The sequence below is a fragment of the Clostridium sp. C2-6-12 genome, from assembly GCF_009928485.1.
GTDB lineage: Bacteria > Bacillota > Clostridia > Clostridiales > Clostridiaceae > Clostridium.
This window is the reverse complement of sequence record NZ_JAABNP010000009.1, coordinates 51969-74556: the sequence shown is the minus strand read 5'-3', so window position 1 is coordinate 74556 and position 22588 is coordinate 51969. Positions and strand designations below refer to the sequence as shown.

Below are 22588 nucleotides of genomic sequence, written 5' to 3'. Positions count from 1 at the left end.
TCTTTATATTATTTTTGTTTATATTTGTAATAGCAATCTCCACATAATGATTCATATCTCACATCATCCTGCTCATCAATTGCAATTTGTTCTCCTTCAAATACAAACCTTCCATTTATTTTTCTTCCGTTAAATATAGCTTTTTGACCACATGCACATATGGTTTTCATTTCTTCTATACTATGAGCTAATAGTAACAATCGTGTACTTCCTTCAAAACCAACCATCTTAAAATCTGTTCTAAGTCCATAACAAATAATAGGAATATCCAATTTAATTGCAATTTGAAATAATTCATCTATCTGATTACTTTTCAAAAACTGAACCTCATCTACTAATATGCAGTCAATTTGTCTATTTTCATGAATAAGGCTTTCAATAATTTGAAAAACATCATCTTTATCCGAAACCAATAAGTCTACTTCTCTATTTACTCCAAGTCTTGATACAAGAGTATTTCCTCCCTTTTTATCAACTTTAGGTTTTAATATAATTACCTTCATGCCACGTTCTTCATAATTATAAGCCACCTGCATTAAATGAGTTGACTTACCAGAATTCATAGCACCGTATCTAAAATATAATTTACTCACTCTTAAAGTTCTCTCCTTTGTTTAAGGTATCATATTCGATTATATCATTTAATACTCAGCATAAAAAGATATTTTTATATTATTTTTCATCAATTATGCTTTCTACTTATTGACGCTAAAATAGGGTTATGCTATAATCTAATGGTTGTTATTGAATATAATTAACGCAAGTTTATATAATTGAAAGAGGTGAATAATAATGAGAGAAGGCATACATCCAGAATACCACCACGAAGCAGTGGTTAAGTGTGCATGTGGAAACACTTTCACTACAGGTTCTGTTAAAGAAGAACTAAAAGTTGAAATATGCTCTAAATGCCACCCATTCTTCACTGGTAAACAAAAAATTGTTGACATTGGTGGAAGAGTTGATAAATTCAACAAGAGATTCAACCTTGGCAACAAGTAAGAAACTTAGGGAAAGACATTGTCTTTCCCTTTTTCTTTAAGGTTTATTTCAAAAATCCTTTAAAATTTCTCTTTTACAATTAATATAAGATACTGTATAATCGCTAATTGAAGTATATAAATATATTTAAATTATATATCCTTTAAATTTAGTTTAAATATCAAACAAAAAAGCTACGAGCTTTTTATTCTTAACTTTTAACTTATCTAATGCTATTTTTTAATTTAATATTAATATATTGGTAAGTTAATTTTAATATTTTAAGAGTATAATAAACATGTTAAAATATTTAATATAAATATTGCGGAAATGAGTGACTTTCATGAAAAAAGTTTTGATTTTGACAACTTCCACAGGTCAGGGACATAATCAGGCCGCTGCTTCTCTAGCAGAATCTTTTGAAAATGCAGGATATGAAATTACAAAGCTTGATTTTTTGGCTAAAAACAGTACCCTTCTCAATAATTTAATCGTAGCAGGGTATGAAATTTCAGCAGCAAAGTTCCCAAGAACCTATGGATTATTTTATAAATTGACGGATAATAAATTCATAAACGACTTCTTAAAGTTTCCTTTTTTTCTTACAAAGAAAAAAGTTGCAAAGCTAGTCTATGAAATTAATCCTGATGTAATTGTTGCCACCCACGCCCTAAGTATAAGTGTTATTTCTGATTTAAAAAAGAAGGGCCTAAAAGCTCCATATATTTTAATAGTTACAGACTTTAAAGCTCATTACTTATATGTAGACTCATATGTAGACGCTTATATAACTGGAAGTAATTATACTAAACAATCTTTGGTAGACAGAAATATTAGGCCTGATAAAATACATCCTTTAGGAATTCCTATAAACAGTAAATTTTACACAGAAGTAACCACTGCTGATGATTTAAAGGATCATGAGTATTTCAATTTGCTGCTTATGAGCGGAAGTCTTGGATTAAATACTATTTTCCTCGTTCTTAAGGAACTTCTAAAAAATCCAAATAAATTAAGAATAACAGTTGTCTGTGGAAAAAATGATAATTTAAAAAATAAATTAACAAATTATTGTAGCAATCACAAATTTGAAAATAAAAAACTTCATATTCTAGGTTTTACTAAAGATGTATCTTACTTAATGGATTATTGTGACATAATAATTTCAAAGCCAGGAGGCCTTACAGTTACAGAATCTATTGTTAAAAATATCCCTTTAGTTATTCCTTTTGCAATTCCTGGTCAGGAAAATGAAAATATAGATTTTCTCACTAGTGAAGGATATTCAATATGCGTTAAAGATTTAAACAAATTAAATGATACTGTAAACCACTTAATAGAAAATCCAGATGAATTATTAAAAATGAAGAATAAACTTAAGGAATTATCCTCAAAATATTCCCTAACAAAAATCGTTGATCTTGCAGATCAGCTTATGGAAAAGAAATAAAGATGACCATCTAAAATTTTAATGGTCATCTTTATTTTTATTTTTATTTTTATTTTTTATATTTCCTTCTTAGGAAAAACATTTAAAAATTCTTCATTATTTTTAGTTTTGGATAACATATTGATTAGATTTTCTGTAACACCATCTGCATTTTTCTCTTTATACATAGTTCTTCTAATTGAAAATGCAACTTCTAGTTCTTCTTTAGAAAGAATCAAATCTTCTTTTCTTGTTCCAGATTTATATATATCTATAGCCGGGAAGATTCTTCTTTCCTGTAATCTTCTATCTAAGTGAACTTCCATATTTCCTGTTCCCTTAAACTCTTCAAATATCATATCATCCATTCTCGAACCAGTTTCAACTAGTGCAGTAGCAAGTATTGTTAAACTTCCGCCTTCTTCAATCTTTCTTGCTGCACCAAAGAATTTCTTAGGCATTATAAGCGCACCTGGATCAAGACCTCCAGATAAAGTTCTACCAGTAGGAGTTATTGTTAAGTTATATGCTCTTGATAATCTAGTTAAACTATCCATTAAAATGACAACATCTTTACCTTGTTCAACCATTCTCTTAGCTCTTTCTAAAACCATTTGAGAAACCTTAGCGTGGTTTTGTGGCTCTTCATCAAAAGTAGAATAAACAACATCTCCATTTATAGATCTCTTCATATCTGTAACTTCTTCAGGTCTTTCATCTATAAGAAGTACAATTAATTTAATCTCCGGATGATTCTTAGTAATATTTTGAGCAACCTTCTTTAATAAAGTAGTTTTACCTGCCTTAGGAGGAGCTACTATAATCCCTCTTTGACCTTTTCCTATTGGGCAGATTATATCCATTAATCTTGAAGATAAATCAGTCCCATCGGAAGTTTCTAATTTAATTCTTTCTTTAGGATATATTGGAGTTAAAGTTTCAAAATATTTTCTACCAATAGCTTTTTCAGGAGATTCTCCATTTACCTTTTGAACAAATAATAGAGCCTTAAATTTTTCCGATTCTTTAGCTTCTCTTACTTTACCTTCAACTTCATCACCTGTTCTCAAATTAAATCTTCTTATTTGAGATGGAGAAACATAAATATCTTCACTGCTAGTCAAATAATTCTTACATCTTAAAAAACCAAAACTGTTGTTTTCTAAGATTTCAAGAATACCATTTGCCATAGTTGAATCATTTATCATTTCTTTTAAAATTTCTTTTTTCTCTGCATTTTGAGCTTCAGTTGTTGTTCTAGTAGCTTCTAGATTATTATTTGTTCTAGTCTCATTAGTAGTTCTTATGTTTTCTCTATTATCAGTAGTTCTAGTCTGATTAACTGCTGTTTTTTCAACCTCAGGTTCCGCTGTTACTTTAGGAGCTATATTTTCCCTTAATATCACACCATCTTTTTTTATAGAATTTGGGGAATTTTTAATTATTTCCTCTATTAATTCATTCTTCTTATATTTAGATATATTTTTAACACCTAAATCTTTAGCAATATCCTTTAAAGATGTTAAAGTCATACTTTCATATTCTTGTTTTGTCAAATTGGCACCTCCAATTTATAGATTTAAAATCTATAAAAATCACTTTTATTATTTATATATTCTGCAAAATCAAATATAAATAAACCATATTATTCATATATAATACAACTTACATCATAATTATTAGTTAAAAAATTTAACGTACTATATTTAACAAATGATTTTGATTAATATATTTAGATTTTTGCACAATATATATTTTTTAAATTTATATTAGGAAATTTATTAATAAGATATTTAGATATGATATGAGACTTTGAATATTTAACTTTTATATAAATAATAAAACTTGAAAACAGTTTAAGTTTATGCAGATAAACTTACATATATAAATATTTTTTCTTTAGATACATGAAAATGCAAATTCGCTTTTCCCTTATACCTTAACCTTAATATAATTTTGAACTGGTAAACCCTTTTAAAAATTCACCAGTTCTTATAAATCATTTATTCAAATTTAATTATATATTAATCTTTTGAATAAAACAATTATTTTGTTTTGCTTTGTTCTAATGCAGCTTTTATAAATCCTATAAATAATTGATGTGGTTTATTGGGTCTTGATTTCAATTCAGGATGGAATTGAACTGCTACATACCAAGGATGATCTTTAACTTCAACTATTTCAACTAATCTATCATCAGGACTAGTTCCTACGATTTGCATTCCTGCTTCAGCTAATTGCTTTCTGTAAGTGTTGTTGAATTCATATCTATGTCTATGTCTTTCACTTATAAGTTCTGAATTATATACCTCAAATGAGTTAGTATCTTTTTCAAGCTTACATGGGTATTGTCCTAGTCTCATTGTTCCACCAAGATTTTCGATGTCTTTTTGATCATTCATAAGATCTATTACAGGATATTTTGTATCTGGATTTATTTCCGAACTGTTTGCATCTTCAAATCCTAATACATTTCTTGCATATTCAATAACAGCACATTGCATTCCTAAGCAGATTCCTAAGAATGGAACTTTGTTTTCTCTAGCCCATTTTATAGCTAAAATCTTACCTTCGATTCCTCTATCACCAAATCCACCTGGAACAAGAACTCCATCTACACCTTTAAGTGTTTCATTAACATCACCTTGTTCAAGTTCTTCTGCATTAACCCATTTAATTTCTACCTTAGAATCATTAGCATATCCACCATGACTTAAAGCTTCAACTACAGATATATATGCATCATGTAATTCAACATATTTACCAACTAAAGCGATCTTAACATTATCTTTAAGATTCATTATTTTATTTACCATTTGAATCCATTCAGAATTATCTATATCTTTGCAGCCTAAATGTAATTTTTCACATACTAAGTTATCTAAACCTTCATCATGTAACATTAGTGGCACTGCATAAAGATGTTCAGCATCAAGGTTTTGAATTACTGATTCCCCATCAATATTACAGAATAAACCTATCTTACCCTTTATGTCATCTGATAATTCTTTTTCCGTTCTACAAACAATGATATCTGGTTGAATACCAATCATTCTTAGTTCTTTTACAGAATGTTGAGTAGGCTTTGTTTTTAATTCTCCTGCTTTTCCCAAGTATGGTACTAAAGTCACATGGATGTAACAAACATTTTTTGCTCCAACTTCACTCTTAATCTGTCTAATTGCTTCTAAAAATGGTTGTGATTCTATATCTCCAACTGTTCCACCAATTTCAGTTATTACTACATCTACTTCTCTCTCTTTTGCTACTTGATATACTTTATCCTTTATGGCATTTGTTATATGAGGAATTACTTGAACTGTAGCTCCAAGGTATTCTCCTCTTCTTTCTTTTTCTATAACTGAACTATATATCTTACCAGTTGTAACATTTGAATTTAGAGTTAAATTTTCATCTATGAATCTTTCATAATGACCTAAATCTAAGTCAGTCTCAGCTCCATCATCAGTTACAAAAACCTCTCCATGTTGATACGGACTCATTGTTCCTGGATCTACGTTTAAATATGGATCAAATTTTTGAAGTGAAACCTTAACGCCTCTATTCTTTAATAATCTTCCAAGAGATGCTGCTGTTATTCCCTTACCTATCCCCGAAACAACTCCACCTGTAACAAAAATGTATTTAGTGCTCATCTTTATCCTCCCATGTTAAATAATATTATTATATTTATGTTGACTTTTTTTTCAACTAATGCTATAATGTGAATTACCCCATAAAATTACATATGGGTTATTTGCGTTTCTTAATAACATAGGTAATATAATATCACAGATTTTTATTAATATCTAGTCTTTTTTTTATTAATTTCGTCACATCATTTTGTCTATACTATTTTCCAATTCAAAATATTTTTCTCTAAATAATCTATTCACCAATAATTTTTCTTCTGCTAATCGTAAACTACTGTTTATGGTCTTTGAATTTTTTAATCTCAATATCTCCTTAATCTTTTCCCTATCTAAACAATTATTATTTTTTAAAATAAGCAGTAATATATACTTATCATCTCTATTCTTTATTAATTCTATAAAATTTTCTTCTTTTATCCCATAATAGCTGCATATGACTTTTAATATTTTTATATATTTTAGTTTACTTTGCATACAACACCACCTTACTTAGATCAGTTAAAAATTATGAATTTAGAGTTATAATTTTAAATATTTGGAGATATAGTTTGTAATTATTTATATTAAGTTATAAAAACTCTCTTTCTCTATCTTATTTTCTATTTTCTTAAATTATAGCCACTTTTTTCTTCTATAATCACTTTTAAATAAATATTTGCAAATTTACTAAATGTCATTTATTAATCATGATTCATGTGTTTAACTTTACAAATAAATACATATAAGACTGTTTTTTATATTTTTTTGATAGTATAATATATGAATGTAGTTATTATTAAATATAAAATTTTTACACTAATTTATTTCCTATGTCATTAGTATAAATAATTCTTCAAATATAATAGGAGGAAAAATGAGTAGATTAAAATTGATTTTACCAACCCCTAAATATAAGAAAGAAATTTTAGAATATAAAAATGAATTTCTTGAAAGTGGAGACAGCTTAGATGGTACTGCTGGTTTAAAAGACATTGAAACCTTTGATGAATGGTATGAACTCCTATGTTCTAATTCAAAAGGAGAAACATTGATAGATGGTTTTGTTCCAGCAACTTTATATATGGCCTTTTCCAAGGAAGACATGCGCTTAATAGGCATGATTCATATTAGACATTATTTAAACAACTATTTACTTAACTATGGAGGACACATAGGTTATAGTATTCGAAAATCAGAAAGACAAAAGGGATATGCTTCTGAAATGTTAGGATTAGCCTTAGAAAAATGTAAAGAATTAAATTTAGAAAAAGTTTTAATTACCTGCAATAAAAATAATATTGCTTCCGCTAAAACTATGTTAAAAAATGGAGCTCATTTAGAAAATGAAATCCAAAAAGAAAATGATACTATACAAAGATATTGGATAACTCTTAGTTAAAATAGAAGCTGTCGGCAAAGTTAAAAGGCAATTAAGAATATGTACTAGTTATGGATGAAATCCCTAAGAGGGATTTCTAAGTTAATTTCTTTTCAAAACAAATTGCATTAGGCTGGTCAACATATTTTCCATAGTTAGGAATCTTACTATATCCACTCTTCTTATAAAATGATACAGCTTTTTCATTTATTAATCTGGTTTCAAGCCAAATAGCAGAATATCCAAGCTTTTTTGCCTGCATTTCTAAATATGATAAAATTTGAGTTCCAACTCCACTTGTTTTTACTTTCGCAAACATCCTTTTTACTTCAGCTATATTTTCATCAATAGGCTCGTCCTTTTCATCATATGCGATTACAAATAGTGAACGCGGTACACAAACATCTTCTGAATTAAAGGAATTCTTCCCGCTTGCACCTGTAATAGTTTCTAAAGTCTGAGATAATTCCCCCATTAAAAGAATTGCATCTGATTCATTTGGATCTTTTTCAATAATTCTCATTTTATGTTCTCCTATTCCATATAATAAGTTCAAAATCAGCTAAATAACTTGCTTTTATAAAAATAAATTTCCAATTTCAATTTCTTATGGTATTCACGCCTTTATCCAACCCTCATTAATTAATCATAGCATATTTTTTAGTATATATAATCAATTGAATTATGCCCTAATTCAATTTTCAGTTTAATTTTCAAGTATATTTTGTTATTATTCTAATAGAAAGTTAAACTAAGTTTTTAAAGTGGTGTTAATCAAAGGATATTTAAAAGAATTTCTTATTAATTTTTAACTTAAATTTTGGAATTCTTAATAATGCTAATAAATTTGGAGGTACAAAAAATGAGTATAGAATTATTAAAAACCGATAATAAAAATACAGATTTCATTGAGCTTACAAAACTCTTAGATGAAGATCTTTGGGCAAGATATGGAGATATACAAGCGAATTATGATAAACATAATACAATTGATTATATAAATGAAGCAATAGTAATATATAAAAACAAAATACCTACTGCATGTGGTGCATTTAAAGAATATAGTCATGATTCTGCTGAAATAAAAAGGATATTTGTAAAAAAAGAAAATAGACAAGAAGGTTTAGCAAAACTAATAGTTGGTAAATTAGAGGAATCAATAAAAAAACAAGGATACAAATATTCTATCCTTGAAACTGGTCAAAAACAACTTGAAGCAATTAGATTATACAAAAAACTCGGATATGAAATAGTAGAAAATTACGCTCCATATGTGGGGGATTCAAACAGTGTCTGCATGAAAAAAGTCTTATAAATAGGATATTATTGAATCCATGCACCACTTTCATCAACTCTATATCCATCTGGAGTTGTACAATTTACATATAGTACTCCATGTTCATTAAAACAATAGCATTCTCCATCAACCCAAATCCATTCTGATTTTGCCATGGCACAATTGTCCTTGAGATAATACCATTTTTCCTGTTCTTCTAACCAAGTAGATTCTCTTGCATAGCCGAAACTATCAAAAGAATACCATATGCCATCTATCATTTCCCATGAATCCTTATAAAAATTTTTATCATTTACATTAGTATAATATCGCCAGCCTTTTAAATCCTTATTCCAGCCTAACTTCAAAATATTAGGTTCTTTAGGGATATTACTATCTATTGAATTTGAAAACATATATGCTAGTTTTTCCCATGAATATTTATTATAAATATCTATATCTGTTTGACTATCACAAAAACAAATTTCAAAGATAATATTAGGAGCACTAATATACTTCATTTCATATAAAGTTTTTGAAATTTTAACCCCTCTGTTTGTAAAACCTAAGCTACCAAAATTCATACATAAATTATTTGCTATACCATAAGCCTTGCTGTTTATACCGCTAACCCAAGCTTCTACTCCATGACCATTGCCATCACTAGCATTCATATGCAAAGATACAAATAATTCAACATTGTTACTATTAGCCTTATACGCTCCTTCTGCTAATTCTTGACCAGAAGTATTTCCATTGCTATTGCAGTCTATTACTGTATGTCCATAATTCTCTAAAACATTTTTTATTGCTGAATAATAAACTTTCATTTGTTCATGCTCATCAACTATTCCTATAGCTCCTGTACAATTATCTGAATGTCCTGCTCTTAATCCAATTTTCATAATTTCACCATCTTTCTTAATATTTAAAATTATTTTTTCTTTATTGTATAGAAAAGAGAATAACCTCAAAGGATACCCTCTTTTCACAAATGAAATAAATTATTAACCCTCTCTATTTTGATCTATTGTTTTATCAATACTTTCTTTTTGATCACTTATTCCAGGAGTACTAGGATCAATAACTATACCAAGCAAAATGAATATAGTTAATATAGTATTGAATATATCTGCCCAATTTTCTGGGAATATACTCAAACCTAACTGTTGACTTAATAGGACTATGGTACTTACCACTGATATTAAAAATGCTTTGTTAGTAAATCTCGCTTTCCAATTAATATTCATTTTTACTCCACTTCTTTCTTAATATCTTTTTATTTAGTAACTTTTCTTTATTACATAATATGAAGAAGTAACTCTAAGGGTACTCTCTTTTTATTGATTCACTAAAATTACAATATAAATCTAACTATATTTCATCACTTTATAAATTGGTGTTTTATCAGTATGAAGCCTTAATATACTCTTTCTGAATTCAGCTAATCAACAAATTTTCAAACTATACTTAAATAATATCTTTCTATTCCATTTATCACACTCTTTGTGATAATTCTTTATCTAATCCAAAAAATTATTATACTTGTTTTCTTCCATAACTTTTTATTCACTAGCTTTTTGGTCACTTATTCCAGCAGTACTAGGGTCAATAACTACACCAAGGAGAATAAATATTGTTAATATAGTATTTAGTACATCTCTCCAATTATCTGGGAATAAGCTTAGCCCTAACTGCTGTGTTAATAGTACTACAGCACTTGATAAAGCAATCAAAAATGTTTTGTTAGTGAATCTTGTTTTCCAATTAATATTCATTTCTACTTCCCTTCTTTCATAAATACTTTATTTTATTAATTTTTCTATGGAATAAATAAAAAAGCCCACCAAAGTCGTTGTTCCAAGTCCTATTAGTCCTTTTAACACGCTGGTTAAAGCTTTTAAATTATCACATAGATTTTTTAATTCAATTTTAAAACTGGCACTGTCTTGTTCTAATTTATCTAATCTGCAGCTATGATTATTTAAGCGAATTTCGTGGGTTTCTAGCTTGTCTTTTATTAGTTCTTCATTCATATTACACTTCCTTTCTTGGATTTACGTAATGAAATAAATACTTTTTTTGAATGTTTGTATAGATTTTTTGTTCATCTTATGTTAGTTCGCTGTTTCTTCCTATTGTGTAGCATTTAATTTAGTTTCTACAGCAGTTTTATATTCTGCACTCTTAATATCGCCTACCTTAAAGGCTTCATTTGTATTAGGATTAATTTCACCACTATTAATTTTATTAATTAGTATTTCTACTAAGATTGGATTAACCATTTAAATTACCCCCTCTTTTTGTAATTGTAAGTTTTCAATCATTGCAACTCTTTCCTCCAGAGTTAATTGGCGAACTGGTACCGGAAATAACTTTCGTTTTTCTTCATCTGTCATCTCTACTGGCTTATTATCAACAAGCTTGTAATTATATTTTCCTTGCAGATCTATTAAATACTTGTCTAAATAATTTCCTTGAGCATGTGAATATTTATCACCATATCCTTCATCTATTAATATCCAATCAGTTAAATCTGAAATAAATATACTACTATTTATACTTGTAATAATATTATTACTATTTACTTGTACATAAACTTTAATTGTATTTTCGTTCATCTTTCATACCTCCTAATGTATTTCTGCGTCAGCTATCCAACCAGTTATAAATCTTCCAATTCCTGTTGCCGTTGCAATACGCGATTCAACAAAACCAAATGGTGTAGCTTCTACTAATCCTGCAGTTGTTGAAAATTTGTCACTCCAGTAAACATTGCTAGTCATTGTTGGTGTAATACGCATTTCAACTGGAAATTTCATATTTGCTAAGTACGTATTTCCACTAACAACCTCACCTGCCCAATTGACACATTTACTTCCTTGTGCTGTATATGGCATTGAATTATAATATCTTAAACAATCTAAATATTCTTCTGTATAACTTTTAGAAACAAAAGGAGTAGATATAGAACCAGCTTCTAATTTCACATATTTTATAATATGATAACCAAATAAAGATGCATTTGCTGCTCTATATAATTGAAAATGACAAGCAGTTACAGAATCATCGATACTAGTTATTGTAAATGTATGAACACGTTTTGTATAACCATTAGACAATGCAGTAGAACTTGTTTTTATTGTTGCAATGTTTACATTACCACCACTAGCAAATATAATAATAGGAGTTTCAAATATGCCACCATATTCATTTTTATATTCAGTTGAAAATGTCAATGTTTTACCTACGAGTTTTCTTAATTCGGTCATATCCCAGTTATATCTAAGATTTGATGAATTAGAAACATCTTTATCAAAACATATTCTAATTCCACCAGAACATTCCTTTGTTATTGTACAATTACATGTAACGTTATACTCGTTAACTAACAGGTATCTATCAGCAGTATATGTGCCTTGTCCATTACTAACTACAAAACTTGTACCTCTTTGCCACACTTGGAAGTCACCATTAATAAGTAAATTAGGATTACTTAATTGTGCTAAATTAGCATTTGTAGTATTTAAGTCTACTTGTTTTACTTTTTCGGACAAGGACGTCTCAATCTCCTTAAAGTTTTTATTTAATTTGTCTTGAGCATCAAACTCTCCTTTTATAAATTGTTCCATTTTTATCCTCTCCTTCTTATCTTGTAATTAAATCTATTAGAATACTCATTACTGAGTCACTAAACGTTAAAACATATTGAGTTTCTCCTATACTTTTCAAAATAGGATTTTTAAGAAAATACTTATCCGGTACATATATTTTTATATTATTTCTATCTAGAAAACAGGTCTTACATTCAATAGAATAACTTTCAGTACCTCCTATTGGAGTAATTCCAAGTTTTCCAAGTCCAAGTCCATAATTTGATACAATTGCTCTTACACTAGGATAACAATTTAAATTATGATTTATAGTTATTAACTGATTGCTTGGAAATATTTCATCAGAAAGATTATCAAAATCCTTTTTTGTTATAAATATTAGTGTTTTATCTATTTCTAACTTGACAGCTTCTACATTTGAAACTGCTAAAACCAACTCTAAAGACATTTCCTTTGCTGCCCCATCAACCATCAGTGGTTTATAACTTTCAGGGCATTTTGCTATAGCTATCATATCTCCTTCATCATCGAAAATACCATATTCACGAATAAAAAAACCACCAACATTAGAAGGTAATACCAATTCAAAACAAATCCAATTAGGATTTTCTTCATTTATTTTTATGTTGTTTATTTTCCCCTCATATACTGGATGTAGTAAATCTATTTGCTGCTCTGAAGGTTCATAATATTGACCGCCTCCATCTCCAATCTTATATTTGCTAATATTAACTTTAGTTCCAAATCCAGCGCTATTAGCTATTTTAGCCTTTCCTATACTTGTTAAAATTGTATAAAAACTTTCAGACATTAACTTTTTCCCTCCTTCGGATAAATTGTCACTTTTTCCATTTGTAAATAATCACTTATAGGAACAAAAACTTGAGATTTTATTTCTATTTTTTTCGAAACATATGGATAAACTATTATTCTTTCACCAACTAAATTTCCTGCTGCAACATAAAATTTAGATTGTAATTCAGATGATATTTTATAATTCACTCTCAAATGAGCAGGCTTAACTATCTCTATAATTTCATATAAACTATCTATAGCCTTTGGAAACCCTAACTTTGTAGATAAATTTAGTTCAAAATAATATTCTGAATTGTATTGTATAACATCAGATTTTTCAAAGTAGATTTTACAAATTTCCTGTATTACTCTAACTGTAGTTGTACTTTTATTTATAAGCTTTGCTAACACTCTAGCTCTTCTTTCCACAAGCGATCTTGAATTATTAGTTGTTAAACCAATACGCTTTTCCCAAAGACTTATTCCCCATTCCGAAGCCGTTTGAGGCAGGATTTGCAAAAATAAATCTGAAATATCTACTTCTAATTTCTCAAACATATCTCCATATGCTTTAAATATTTCCTTAAAAACATAACTATTTTGTATTTCTTCAGGAACATAGCTCTTTAATTTTTCTGCACAATTAATATTTTCTGCTTCATTTTTTAGGGCTTTATTTATAAATAAATTCACTTCTGATTCCTTACTCATAAATAACCTCTCCCCATAATAAATAACATCTTCTAAAAGGCAGCTTATTCATAAGTTATACCTCCTAAAGATGCTTTATTTTCATCAAGAACTCGTATATTTTGGGTTTGATCATTTATCTTTATTGAAGCTAGATCATTCACTCCTTCTGTCATCATTATTACAGCTTCAACAGCATTTATCTTAACAGTGCCTCCAGCTGGTAACTTTTTAAAATATGAATCAAGTGATTTTTTAATATTAATCTGTACATCTTCCAAACTGAATTTATTCTCTATGATTAACCCCTGAATTTTTACATCTATTTTTATAGGAGTCACTGATATTACAGTAACCGTAGCACCTATAGGAGCCTTTCCAAATCCCTGTCCATCGTGTGGGTCAATATATTCTTTTACTTTTTGAAGTATAGTATCATCTAATTGAGTGCTATTGTCTCCTGCAACTATTATTTTTACAGTGCCATTTCCATTCCAAAGTGGTTTTACCTTAACAGACTCAACACCAGACACTTCCATTGCCCATTTTTCATAGTCATATACATTTCCACTACTACTTTCATCTCTTTCTTTTGATATTATTCTTACAAGCAGTTCCTCACTAGTTTCTGTATCAGTACCACTAGTAGTTGGATTTACATTACTTACGCTAATTATTCCATTAATTTTAATTGGAATTTGAACTATAGTATTTGATGGTACATTATATTTTGAGCCAATTTCCATTGCTTTAATTCCTAAAGTACATTTACCATTTACTATTTTCCCTTGAGCTGTTACTTGGTATCTTAATCCTTCAATAGTTTGGACAATGCTGTTTTCATTAATCATAGAATTATCAATACCAGTAAAGGTTACTTCACCTATTGAATGTATTCCTTGTTTTCGCTTTAATCCATGTCTTGCTGCATCTTTATCTATAAATTTATCGTAATCTTCTTGAGGAATATCTGGTGCTGGATCTCCAAACATTAATTTTAAAATTGTATTTAAAGCAGTGTAACATTCTGATATTTTTTTTGCAGCTGGTGCAATTGCATCATAAACAAAATATCCTTCACTTTTGGATATACCTGAATCAATACTACTTAGCATTTCCTCTTTTAAAACTTTTTCTGTATTATTTTCATACATCAATTATCACCTCCCCACAATCAGTTATTGCTGTAAATGTAATTTTTAATATATCATTACTTTTATCAGCCCTAAAATTACTAATACCTAGAATGTGTTCATTTTCTTTTAAACATTCTAAAGTTAATCTTTCCGCCTCACTTTCAGCCAAGCTTTTACTAATCCCTTTTCCAACCAACTGCTCAAATTCCTGTCCATATTTGTCACTATAAATTGGATAAATATATTTACTTGTTTTAAGAGCTTTCCATATCCAAATCTTTAAAGCCTCTATTCCTTCTACTATTTGAAACTTTCCATCCTTTAGCTTAAAATCATTCTTTTCAAAATCCCAAGCATACTCCTTTGGGATACTTCTTACTTCTGTTTCCTCTGCTGTAAATGAAGCAATTACATTTGCTAAATTTGAATTAGCTTCTGGCAATATGTTAACCATCACATTTCACCACCTTACAAAGTATTATCCATGTTTGATTATCCACCGTAGGTAAAACCGCAAGTTCGTCACCAACTTTAATTGTATCCTTAGCTGTTATTATATTTCCTGTACAATTAGGCGCTATGGATACATTTCGAGAATATCCTTGTAATAAATAATCAGCTATATAAAGATCATCCTTATATAGCTGTATATTATTTGTTTGGATTATAATTTCAGGGGGCGGCGATATAACCTTTCCAATACAAATGCTTAATGGATTAGATTCTGCACCTTTCTTTGTCATTAAATTTAAAATTTTCACATAAGGATCCATTAATTATCCACCTCCTGTAAATCCATTTTATTTGTTAAACTTACTGTCAGCTTCATAGTGTATTTTCCTGTTCCACATTCCCAAGTATGAGAATCTGCATTGATATATACTGTAGCATTTTGCAATAAACCTAAATACCATATCTTGGTCTTAGCTGCATATCCTGTTATGCAGCTATAATCCCCAATAGCTTCAATTGATATTTCTTCATTGAAGCCATATAATTTATTTTTCGCTACTGTATAATTATCCTTATCATCTTCTACTCCATAACTTGTTTGGAAAACACCATAGTTTTTTATAGCTTCTGTATTTTCAACTTTATCTACATAATTTCCATTAACATCAAACATAACAACCCTATTCACCATATTTTCCAAAGAATCTTTATAATTCAAATCTATAATGTTATTGTTGTATACATCCTTATTACTGGATTGAAGTGTGTAATTTGAAATAACTTGTCCTTTTTCAATTATGCTTAATTGATCAGCTTTCATTATAGGAATATATTGTTTTCCATTTAGTTTACTTACCTCGCTATAACACTGCATTATTATGTTATAATAGGTTTTATCTAAACATAATCTATTGATTGGAACACCTGTAGTTACTATATTCCCTTGTTTTATATTGACCTCTTCACAAGCTTTAGCTGCAACATTTTCAGGTGGCATATTTTTAATATTCATGCTCGTTGATGAATTCATAATAAATCTCATATAGTCATAGCAAGTGAAGGTTTCCTCCTGATTTGAGCTGCCTAAGGTTCTATCCACCACTTCTCCTCTAAAGATCTCTCCATGCTCCTCTTCAACAATGCTAATTAAGGTACCTGGACCTATTTGAACTCTAGGCTGCTTTTCATCTAATATTGAATAAATCATACTAAATGAACATCTTCTGGCTGGCTGATCTACAGATGCTGATAATTCAACACTTTTACATACTGGGGTTATATCTGTTAAATTCCAGCCATCATATAAACTATATATTTTAATCATATTCTTCACCTAATATCTTAAAGATATATTGGCATTTAGCTTTTTTATCTAACAATTTAATCATACGTTACCACCCAATATATTATTTGAATCTGTAAAACTAAAACTTGCCCCCCATTTACCTACAAGCTTTTGATTCAATTTGATTACCTTGTATTGTTTCAAATTCAAAGTAAAATATACATCTCTAGTACCATCTCTTTCACCATATTCAAAGGTTTCTATTGAGAATAAATCATTAATAGGTGTATTTGTGAGAACTACCCTTATAGGCTTCTTACTTTTCCTCCACTTTTCTATTTGTGCTACGCACTCAAAAGGTGTAGGAATATCTGAATATGCACAAAAATTATATTCTTGTGCAGGAAAAAAGCCTTCAAAAGATATCTCTGAAAGCTTTGAGTCTCCTAATATATTTACTTCTCCAATCGATTCAACATTAATTACTGAATTATTATTACCTAATTTAAGCGAATAACTAGAAGGTGGTACTGGCAGTTGCAGCCAGGTTCTCCCTTGATTAAACCAAAATTCTATCATATAAAAATACCTCCTATCCCATTCCAAGTGCTGTTTGAGTTAATTTGTTTGCTAGTGCTGTAGCAATTTTATCTATATCGCCTTCTTCCCTAATTATTATAGAATCCGCTAGTTTTGCTATTGTTATTGCAAAACCATTTTGTCCTGAGTCTTCCTTAGCTGCTCCTGTTGCTATTGAGTTTACGCCTACAGCTTTGCTTCCACCAGATAAATTCTTATTCATATTGGTTTTAATACCAACAGAAAGGTCTTTGACAGGATCAGTTACTAAATGAGTATTAACTTTAATACCAGTTCCCATGCCCTTCATAAAGTCTGGCATCCAGGTTTCGTAATCTGTTACAAAATTATACCGTTCCTTTCGGAATACTTTAACATTCATTTTAATCATACTAAGAAAAGCGAATTAATATATTAGTTTTATTGGCTTGTTATTTTGCTTTGTATGATTAAGAATCGGATTAGACTATCTCATGCTCTTAAAAAGAGCCCATGCACTTCCAAACTACGATTTTCACGTAGAATGTACTTCCTCTCGGAATAGTCGTTACACCTTCCTATTTCTAGGCTTGGCACGATATTGACATATTTATATTTGTTTAAAATAATAAGAGTGCTATGGTATTGCACTCTTTAAAAAATTATCTATATTCTTTAATTCTGTGTAAGGTATTCTAATCAATGTAATATTATTACTTTTGCAATAGTTTGTTTTAATTTCATCTCTAATTTGTATTATGCTTAATTTTTTTATTGCCTTTTCTCTATCCGAAAATCTATATGCTTTAAAATGTTGCTCACCATCATACTCAATACAAATATTATAATCTGGTAAATAAAAATCAAATGGTAATAATCTTTTATATTTACAATCACAAAACTTATATTCCTGAATATATTTTATTTTTTTCTTCTCTAAATAAGCGCAAATCTTCTTTTCTCCACGGCTCTCATTACATTTAGGGCACCCATACCCACTTAATATACTTGAAGGACTTACTCTCCAAGTATGATTGCACTTATTATGCCTTATAAGTATTTTACTCTTACTATTAACATATTGATCCAAAATACTATATTCATCATTATATAAATCAAATATTTTTTCTTCAAACCTTTTTGTAGTATATCTCTCATTGCCTTTACATCTAGGGCAACTAGATCCTTTTAGTAGATTATAAGGATATGCTTCCCATTCGTAACCATCAACGGAACATTTAACTTTAATTTTAGTATTTGAATTTTTATACTCTCCAATTATAATTATTTTATCTTTATATATATGGAATATCTGTTTCTTAAATTTGTCTGTATCCTTTTTTAAATTACCACCACACATTGGACATAAATGACCGGATAATAAATGTCTTGGAAGTGAATACCACTTATAATTACATTTAGCATGTTTAATAAGTATCTTATCGTTATTAGTTTTATATTCATCTAAAACTTTATACTCATCGCCAAATTTTCTAAAAACTTCTTCCATGAATTTCTCTGTAGTTTTCTTAGGAGTTCCAAAACATTTAGGACATCTTCTACCTTTTAGAAAATTACTTGGTAACACTTCATATTCATATCCACATTCATTATGCTTCATTCTAATTTTTATAGAATTTTTTTCATAATGACCAAGCACTGTATATTCATTTTTAGATAGTGAATAAACTTCATTGCAAAATTGTTCATGTGTCTTTTTTATCATAATAAACACACCTTAATTATTAATCTATTTTATTTATATAGTATACCTTTTATATATTTATTTTAAACAAATAAAACTTAGTTTTCATCGTTAGCATATGATTTTTTTTATCATACACACCCTATATTTATAGGTTCACATGGTTTTTCGAAATACATTGCTGCATTAAGCCGCTAACATTAACGGACCTTGATCTGGAACTGAAAAATGAAGGAAGGATCTTATTTTATCAGCAATTCCTGTAACTGCTTCAGTAATTCCTTCAATTTTAGATTTTATTCCATTTATAATTCCATCAACAAAATCTTTTCCCCAAGTAATTGCAGTTTTGGCCATATCTTTAAAGACTGCACCTATAGCTGTTATAATATTTTTCACTATGTCTACAGCTCCATTAAATACTGTTCCTACAGTACTTTTTATAGTATTCCATGCACCTGACCAATCTCCATTTATAATTTGCATCACAGTTTTAATTACTCCTGTAACTACACTAAGTACAGTTGAAATTATTGTTTTTATATTATTAAAAGCTGCACCTACAACTGTTTTTATAGTTTGCCCATGAGCATTCCAAAAAGACATTATTACATTTAAAACTGTTGTAATAACAGTTTTAATAGCAGTCATAACTATTGTAATAGTTTGTTTTATAAGTGGCCAGTTAGATATTACAAAGCTTATTAACTTACCGAAGATTTGAATTGCAAAAGACAAAACTGGCTTTAAAATAGAATTCCAAACTGATTGAATTCCTTTAAATACATTTTCAATTATACTCTTTATTTTAGGCATATTAGCTTGAATAAATGTTACTACTGATTTAACTACTGCTATTATTTTATTAATTGTCTGTGTCACAATATTTCCAACCTTAGCTCCAAATAAATTAGTAAATAATGCTCCTATTCCTTGAGCAGCGCTTCCTGTTTTCTTGAAGATGTCTATTGCAGCTTTTACAGCACCTGAAATTTTATTAAATACTCCCATAACTATATCTCTTATTCCACCAAAATTTGTAGCAAATGCTGCTGCTAACAATCCAACTACTCCAATTACTACTAGAAGAGGTAATGGCAATTTAGTAAAAATTCCAAATATAGATGAAAAGCTCTTTGATACTACTCCTTTAATTTTTTCAAAACTTCCAGCTAGCCCCTGTAATGGTGCTGATAGAGAAGGAGTTAACGCACCAACTTTTCCCATTGATTGTTTAGCTATATTCACGGCATTTGACACTTTACCACCAATTCCAGCTGATTGTGCAGTCTTTGATGCTTTAGCTCTATTTAATTTAGGAATTTTTTGAGCTACTTTTGAAGCTTGTTTTCCTATACCGTTAGTGGCCTTTTTAACCAAATCATTATCTTTGAAGGTTTTAAACAAATCCGATACAGTACTTTTTACATTAATAATCTCATCTTTTGCATTTATAAAATTAGTTGCCAAATCTTCAACTGTTTTTGATGCATTAGATACTGATTTAACTACCTCTTTAGCTTTCTCTCCAATATTTCCAATAGATCTTTCCCCACTGTTATCTGTAAATGCTTGTATTAAATTTGAAACAGAGGTTCTTACATTTCCTACTGCATCTTTTGTATCATTAAAGCTGTTTTTAACTTTACCTACTGATTCTGACGCTTTAGATATTGCTTGTACACTTTCCGATGCTTTTGAACCTATTGGCGCTAAACCTTCTATTGCCTTTTTAGTTTTCTGAACTCCATCAACAACTTTTCCTATTGATTCCCTTCCAGCATTCAAAACTCCTGAACCTTTACCTCCATTTGATTTAGGAAATTTTTGAGATACCTTGGAAGCCTGTTTCCCTATAAAATTAATGGATTTTTTACCCAAATCTGTACTTGCAAAAGTCTTATATAAATTTGATGCAGTGTTTTTTACATTTTCAATCTCAGCTTTTGTATTCTTAAAATTAGTTTTCATGTCATTAACTGTTTTTGATACATTAGATATTGATTTAACTACATCATTAGCTTTCTCTCCAATATTTTGAAAAGATCTTTCTCCGGTATTATCTGTACATGCTTGTATAAAATTAGAAACAGCTGAGGTTGTATTTCCTATTGCATCTCTTGTATCTTTAATGCTACTTTCAAGTTTACTTACTGATTCTGACGCTTTAGATATTGCTTTCATACTTTCTGATGCTTTTGAGCTTTTTGAGCTCCATCAATAACTTTTAACAATGCTGAATCTAGTTCAAACGCCATTAATCATCACCCCCTGAATACAAGGCTTCCATTTGTTTCATTTTTTCTTCAATTTCTTGTTCAATAAAAGCACTGATGATAATCTTTTCTCCAAATCCTCTATTTAAAGTCTCCGCTGGCCACTTATCATGTAGCTTCCAACAGTGATATAGAAGATTAACAGTTTCATCAGTGCTTATAAGTTTTTTATGTCTTCTTTTTTATTTGAGGTGGATTCTACTCCTGATATTTCTGTTACAGTATCTGCTAAAATATCAACTTCACCAGGTAGAAATATTTTATTCATGAGTTCCTTTGGCGTTGGGGCTTTAAAATGTTTCATAAGCTCTTCAGATCTAAGTTCTGAAACCCCTGCTAAAACTGTTTCTATTTTTGCTTGTGCTGTAGCAAAACCTTGAATATTTCCTTTCTTATCTACTTGAAGAACTCTTTCTTGGATTTCATTATATCTTTCCATTGAAATAGCATTACAAGTGAATGTGATTTCAGTGTTGCCTAATTTAGCAAGTTTAAGTTTTACCTCCTTTGATGGCACCTCAATTTTACCAGCATCTACTTTTAATAATTGTTCAACTAAATTCATAATATTCATCTCCACTTTCTTATAATAGTTTAAATAAAATTTTTTAACCTTTTAATAACTAGACATATGTTTTTTAACTTAATTCTATTAGAATAAACATGTATCTAATTACAATTTATCAATACTTAATTTAAAGCCTTTTAGGCACCTGAAAATAAATAAGCAAGTTCGAAGTTGCCATGACTATTTGTCATCAGACAAGAAGGCAAATTGCCCTGATAGCGGGCCTATTAAGTCAATTTGCCAATGAGCAGAGAACCAAAATCTATGATTTTGTGTGAATCGCTTACTCAGTGAGCGTAGCGAGTCGAGCTTCCTCTATGATGGAAAATAGACTGGCAAATTGACTTGTTATTTTTTGATTGTGCCTTATTGTGGCTCTATTAAGTCTAAGAAATCATATCCTGAAAAAGTAAATGGAAGTGTTTCTTCAACATTCTTTTTAACTTCCCAATCTGCTACTGTTAATTCATCAAAAGTAACATCCTTAAGCACTACTCTTTCAGCTCCCAATGCATCTGGATCTGCTAATTTAGATATAATAGTACATACTGTTTGCTTTCCTTGTTTAATGTTATCCTTCATTAAAATTGCCATCCTTGATGATACGTGGTGTAATTTCAATGTTCCCTTTCCTTCTATTCCTGTTACTTTACTTCTTTTCCATAAATCTCTTGTAAAATTAACATCTACCTTTGTTAAAGTAACCTTTGCTTGAAGAGCTGATACCTCTGAAACGTATTCTCCATTGATCCAAACTTCTCCCCATGTTCCGTTTATAACTTGTTTTGCTTGTGGCATAAATAATCCCTCCT

28 protein-coding genes are annotated in these 22588 nt (G+C 29.3%); 4 read left to right on the top strand and 24 right to left on the bottom strand.

What is annotated here, in order from left to right; translation table 11 throughout:
- Positions 1–8: 8 nt before the first annotated feature.
- A complete protein-coding gene (locus GXK56_RS09465; protein WP_160687218.1) occupies positions 9–593 on the bottom strand; it encodes a thymidine kinase in 585 nt (194 codons plus the stop codon).
- 199 nt (positions 594–792) lie between these two features.
- Here GXK56_RS09465 and rpmE point away from each other — a divergent pair, with 199 nt between their 5' ends.
- Entirely contained in the window at positions 793–1002 is a 210-nt protein-coding gene (rpmE, locus tag GXK56_RS09460; protein ID WP_160687217.1) for a 50S ribosomal protein L31, read from the top strand.
- Between the two features lie 322 nt (positions 1003–1324).
- Entirely contained in the window at positions 1325–2431 is a 1107-nt protein-coding gene (locus GXK56_RS09455; RefSeq protein WP_160687216.1) for a glycosyltransferase, read from the top strand.
- A gap of 56 nt (positions 2432–2487) precedes the next feature.
- Here GXK56_RS09455 and rho read toward each other — a convergent pair whose 3' ends face one another.
- The 3 genes from rho to GXK56_RS09440 form a co-directional block, all read right to left on the bottom strand.
- On the bottom strand, positions 2488–3966 hold the full coding sequence (rho, locus tag GXK56_RS09450) for a transcription termination factor Rho (RefSeq protein WP_160687215.1): 1479 nt from the start codon (positions 3964–3966) through the stop codon (positions 2488–2490).
- 489 nt (positions 3967–4455) lie between these two features.
- Positions 4456–6066 (bottom strand): CTP synthase, encoded by a 1611-nt coding sequence (locus GXK56_RS09445; RefSeq protein ID WP_160687214.1) that lies wholly within the window; start codon positions 6064–6066, stop codon positions 4456–4458.
- A gap of 177 nt (positions 6067–6243) precedes the next feature.
- Positions 6244–6537, bottom strand: a complete 294-nt coding sequence (locus GXK56_RS09440; RefSeq protein WP_160687213.1) for a hypothetical protein — start codon at positions 6535–6537, stop codon at positions 6244–6246.
- A gap of 379 nt (positions 6538–6916) precedes the next feature.
- Here GXK56_RS09440 and GXK56_RS09435 point away from each other — a divergent pair, with 379 nt between their 5' ends.
- Entirely contained in the window at positions 6917–7441 is a 525-nt protein-coding gene (locus GXK56_RS09435; protein WP_160687212.1) for a GNAT family N-acetyltransferase, read from the top strand.
- A 76-nt stretch (positions 7442–7517) separates the two neighbouring features.
- On the opposite strand, the gene GXK56_RS09430 is transcribed toward GXK56_RS09435, so the two are convergent.
- Positions 7518–7943 carry a GNAT family N-acetyltransferase gene (locus GXK56_RS09430; RefSeq protein WP_160687211.1) on the bottom strand — a complete coding sequence of 142 codons (426 nt, stop codon included), beginning with the start codon at positions 7941–7943 and terminating at the stop codon, positions 7518–7520.
- Between the two features lie 339 nt (positions 7944–8282).
- On the opposite strand from GXK56_RS09430, the gene GXK56_RS09425 reads away from it, so the two are divergent.
- On the top strand, positions 8283–8735 hold the full coding sequence (locus tag GXK56_RS09425) for a GNAT family N-acetyltransferase (RefSeq protein WP_160687210.1): 453 nt from the start codon (positions 8283–8285) through the stop codon (positions 8733–8735).
- Between the two features lie 8 nt (positions 8736–8743).
- On the opposite strand, the gene GXK56_RS09420 is transcribed toward GXK56_RS09425, so the two are convergent.
- The 19 genes from GXK56_RS09420 to GXK56_RS09335 form a co-directional block, all read right to left on the bottom strand.
- Positions 8744–9670 (bottom strand): N-acetylmuramoyl-L-alanine amidase, encoded by a 927-nt coding sequence (locus tag GXK56_RS09420; RefSeq protein WP_243156072.1) that lies wholly within the window; start codon positions 9668–9670, stop codon positions 8744–8746.
- 33 nt (positions 9671–9703) lie between these two features.
- On the bottom strand, positions 9704–9946 hold the full coding sequence (locus tag GXK56_RS09415) for a phage holin (protein WP_160687208.1): 243 nt from the start codon (positions 9944–9946) through the stop codon (positions 9704–9706).
- Between the two features lie 315 nt (positions 9947–10261).
- The gene (locus GXK56_RS09410) at positions 10262–10474 is read right to left on the bottom strand and encodes a phage holin (RefSeq protein ID WP_160687207.1); all 213 of its coding nucleotides are present in this window, start codon (positions 10472–10474) and stop codon (positions 10262–10264) included.
- 27 nt (positions 10475–10501) lie between these two features.
- The gene (locus tag GXK56_RS09405; RefSeq protein ID WP_160687206.1) at positions 10502–10732 is read right to left on the bottom strand and encodes a hemolysin XhlA family protein; all 231 of its coding nucleotides are present in this window, start codon (positions 10730–10732) and stop codon (positions 10502–10504) included.
- 99 nt (positions 10733–10831) lie between these two features.
- Entirely contained in the window at positions 10832–10981 is a 150-nt protein-coding gene (locus GXK56_RS27750; RefSeq protein ID WP_202127852.1) for a hypothetical protein, read from the bottom strand.
- Entirely contained in the window at positions 10982–11317 is a 336-nt protein-coding gene (locus GXK56_RS09400; RefSeq protein ID WP_160687205.1) for a hypothetical protein, read from the bottom strand. It abuts the gene before it with no gap.
- A gap of 12 nt (positions 11318–11329) precedes the next feature.
- Positions 11330–12328: a hypothetical protein gene (locus GXK56_RS09395; protein ID WP_160687204.1), complete on the bottom strand. Its 999-nt coding sequence runs from the start codon at positions 12326–12328 to the stop codon at positions 11330–11332.
- 16 nt (positions 12329–12344) lie between these two features.
- Positions 12345–13121 carry a phage tail protein gene (locus GXK56_RS09390; RefSeq protein WP_160687203.1) on the bottom strand — a complete coding sequence of 259 codons (777 nt, stop codon included), beginning with the start codon at positions 13119–13121 and terminating at the stop codon, positions 12345–12347.
- The gene (locus GXK56_RS09385) at positions 13121–13816 is read right to left on the bottom strand and encodes a putative phage tail protein (RefSeq protein ID WP_160687202.1); all 696 of its coding nucleotides are present in this window, start codon (positions 13814–13816) and stop codon (positions 13121–13123) included. Before GXK56_RS09385 ends, GXK56_RS09390 begins: the two co-directional genes overlap by 1 nt.
- Positions 13817–13860: 44 nt before the next feature.
- The gene (locus GXK56_RS09380) at positions 13861–14949 is read right to left on the bottom strand and encodes a baseplate J/gp47 family protein (RefSeq protein WP_160687201.1); all 1089 of its coding nucleotides are present in this window, start codon (positions 14947–14949) and stop codon (positions 13861–13863) included.
- On the bottom strand, positions 14942–15385 hold the full coding sequence (locus GXK56_RS09375; protein ID WP_160687200.1) for a DUF2634 domain-containing protein: 444 nt from the start codon (positions 15383–15385) through the stop codon (positions 14942–14944). The genes GXK56_RS09380 and GXK56_RS09375 overlap by 8 nt, the downstream gene beginning before the upstream one ends.
- Positions 15378–15704 (bottom strand): DUF2577 domain-containing protein, encoded by a 327-nt coding sequence (locus GXK56_RS09370; RefSeq protein WP_160687199.1) that lies wholly within the window; start codon positions 15702–15704, stop codon positions 15378–15380. Before GXK56_RS09370 ends, GXK56_RS09375 begins: the two co-directional genes overlap by 8 nt.
- Positions 15704–16708, bottom strand: a complete 1005-nt coding sequence (locus GXK56_RS09365) for a terminase (RefSeq protein WP_160687198.1) — start codon at positions 16706–16708, stop codon at positions 15704–15706. Before GXK56_RS09365 ends, GXK56_RS09370 begins: the two co-directional genes overlap by 1 nt.
- Before the next feature lie 60 nt (positions 16709–16768).
- Positions 16769–17248, bottom strand: a complete 480-nt coding sequence (locus GXK56_RS09360) for a hypothetical protein (RefSeq protein WP_160687197.1) — start codon at positions 17246–17248, stop codon at positions 16769–16771.
- A gap of 13 nt (positions 17249–17261) precedes the next feature.
- Positions 17262–17639, bottom strand: coding sequence for a hypothetical protein (locus GXK56_RS09355; RefSeq protein WP_243156071.1), 378 nt, complete (start codon positions 17637–17639; stop codon positions 17262–17264).
- A 225-nt stretch (positions 17640–17864) separates the two neighbouring features.
- Entirely contained in the window at positions 17865–18953 is a 1089-nt protein-coding gene (locus tag GXK56_RS09350) for a hypothetical protein (protein WP_160687196.1), read from the bottom strand.
- A gap of 165 nt (positions 18954–19118) precedes the next feature.
- Positions 19119–21116, bottom strand: coding sequence for a hypothetical protein (locus GXK56_RS09345; protein ID WP_243156070.1), 1998 nt, complete (start codon positions 21114–21116; stop codon positions 19119–19121).
- Positions 21117–21365: 249 nt separating this feature from the next.
- Positions 21366–21773: an XkdN-like protein gene (locus GXK56_RS09340; RefSeq protein ID WP_160687195.1), complete on the bottom strand. Its 408-nt coding sequence runs from the start codon at positions 21771–21773 to the stop codon at positions 21366–21368.
- 369 nt (positions 21774–22142) lie between these two features.
- A complete protein-coding gene (locus GXK56_RS09335) occupies positions 22143–22574 on the bottom strand; it encodes a phage tail tube protein (protein WP_160687194.1) in 432 nt (143 codons plus the stop codon).
- Positions 22575–22588 lie beyond the last annotated feature (14 nt).

Bases quoted from the DNA above. Each gene is read 5' to 3' on its own strand.
- rpmE (WP_160687217.1), top strand. From the start codon at position 793: ATGAGAGAAGGCATACATCCAGAATACCACCACGAAGCAGTGGTTAAG.
- GXK56_RS09455 (WP_160687216.1), top strand. From the start codon at position 1,325: ATGAAAAAAGTTTTGATTTTGACAACTTCCACAGGTCAGGGACATAAT.
- GXK56_RS09445 (WP_160687214.1), bottom strand. From the start codon at position 6,066: ATGAGCACTAAATACATTTTTGTTACAGGTGGAGTTGTTTCGGGGATA.
- GXK56_RS09440 (WP_160687213.1), bottom strand. From the start codon at position 6,537: ATGCAAAGTAAACTAAAATATATAAAAATATTAAAAGTCATATGCAGC.
- GXK56_RS09435 (WP_160687212.1), top strand. From the start codon at position 6,917: ATGAGTAGATTAAAATTGATTTTACCAACCCCTAAATATAAGAAAGAA.
- GXK56_RS09430 (WP_160687211.1), bottom strand. From the start codon at position 7,943: ATGAGAATTATTGAAAAAGATCCAAATGAATCAGATGCAATTCTTTTA.
- GXK56_RS09425 (WP_160687210.1), top strand. From the start codon at position 8,283: ATGAGTATAGAATTATTAAAAACCGATAATAAAAATACAGATTTCATT.
- GXK56_RS09415 (WP_160687208.1), bottom strand. From the start codon at position 9,946: ATGAATATTAATTGGAAAGCGAGATTTACTAACAAAGCATTTTTAATA.
- GXK56_RS09410 (WP_160687207.1), bottom strand. From the start codon at position 10,474: ATGAATATTAATTGGAAAACAAGATTCACTAACAAAACATTTTTGATT.
- GXK56_RS09405 (WP_160687206.1), bottom strand. From the start codon at position 10,732: ATGAATGAAGAACTAATAAAAGACAAGCTAGAAACCCACGAAATTCGC.
- GXK56_RS27750 (WP_202127852.1), bottom strand. From the start codon at position 10,981: ATGGTTAATCCAATCTTAGTAGAAATACTAATTAATAAAATTAATAGT.
- GXK56_RS09400 (WP_160687205.1), bottom strand. From the start codon at position 11,317: ATGAACGAAAATACAATTAAAGTTTATGTACAAGTAAATAGTAATAAT.
- GXK56_RS09395 (WP_160687204.1), bottom strand. From the start codon at position 12,328: ATGGAACAATTTATAAAAGGAGAGTTTGATGCTCAAGACAAATTAAAT.
- GXK56_RS09390 (WP_160687203.1), bottom strand. From the start codon at position 13,121: ATGTCTGAAAGTTTTTATACAATTTTAACAAGTATAGGAAAGGCTAAA.
- GXK56_RS09385 (WP_160687202.1), bottom strand. From the start codon at position 13,816: ATGAGTAAGGAATCAGAAGTGAATTTATTTATAAATAAAGCCCTAAAA.
- GXK56_RS09380 (WP_160687201.1), bottom strand. From the start codon at position 14,949: ATGTATGAAAATAATACAGAAAAAGTTTTAAAAGAGGAAATGCTAAGT.
- GXK56_RS09375 (WP_160687200.1), bottom strand. From the start codon at position 15,385: ATGGTTAACATATTGCCAGAAGCTAATTCAAATTTAGCAAATGTAATT.
- GXK56_RS09370 (WP_160687199.1), bottom strand. From the start codon at position 15,704: ATGGATCCTTATGTGAAAATTTTAAATTTAATGACAAAGAAAGGTGCA.
- GXK56_RS09365 (WP_160687198.1), bottom strand. From the start codon at position 16,708: ATGATTAAAATATATAGTTTATATGATGGCTGGAATTTAACAGATATA.
- GXK56_RS09360 (WP_160687197.1), bottom strand. From the start codon at position 17,248: ATGATAGAATTTTGGTTTAATCAAGGGAGAACCTGGCTGCAACTGCCA.
- GXK56_RS09355 (WP_243156071.1), bottom strand. From the start codon at position 17,639: ATGATTAAAATGAATGTTAAAGTATTCCGAAAGGAACGGTATAATTTT.
- GXK56_RS09350 (WP_160687196.1), bottom strand. From the start codon at position 18,953: ATGATAAAAAAGACACATGAACAATTTTGCAATGAAGTTTATTCACTA.
- GXK56_RS09345 (WP_243156070.1), bottom strand. From the start codon at position 21,116: ATGAAAGCAATATCTAAAGCGTCAGAATCAGTAAGTAAACTTGAAAGT.
- GXK56_RS09340 (WP_160687195.1), bottom strand. From the start codon at position 21,773: ATGAATTTAGTTGAACAATTATTAAAAGTAGATGCTGGTAAAATTGAG.
- GXK56_RS09335 (WP_160687194.1), bottom strand. From the start codon at position 22,574: ATGCCACAAGCAAAACAAGTTATAAACGGAACATGGGGAGAAGTTTGG.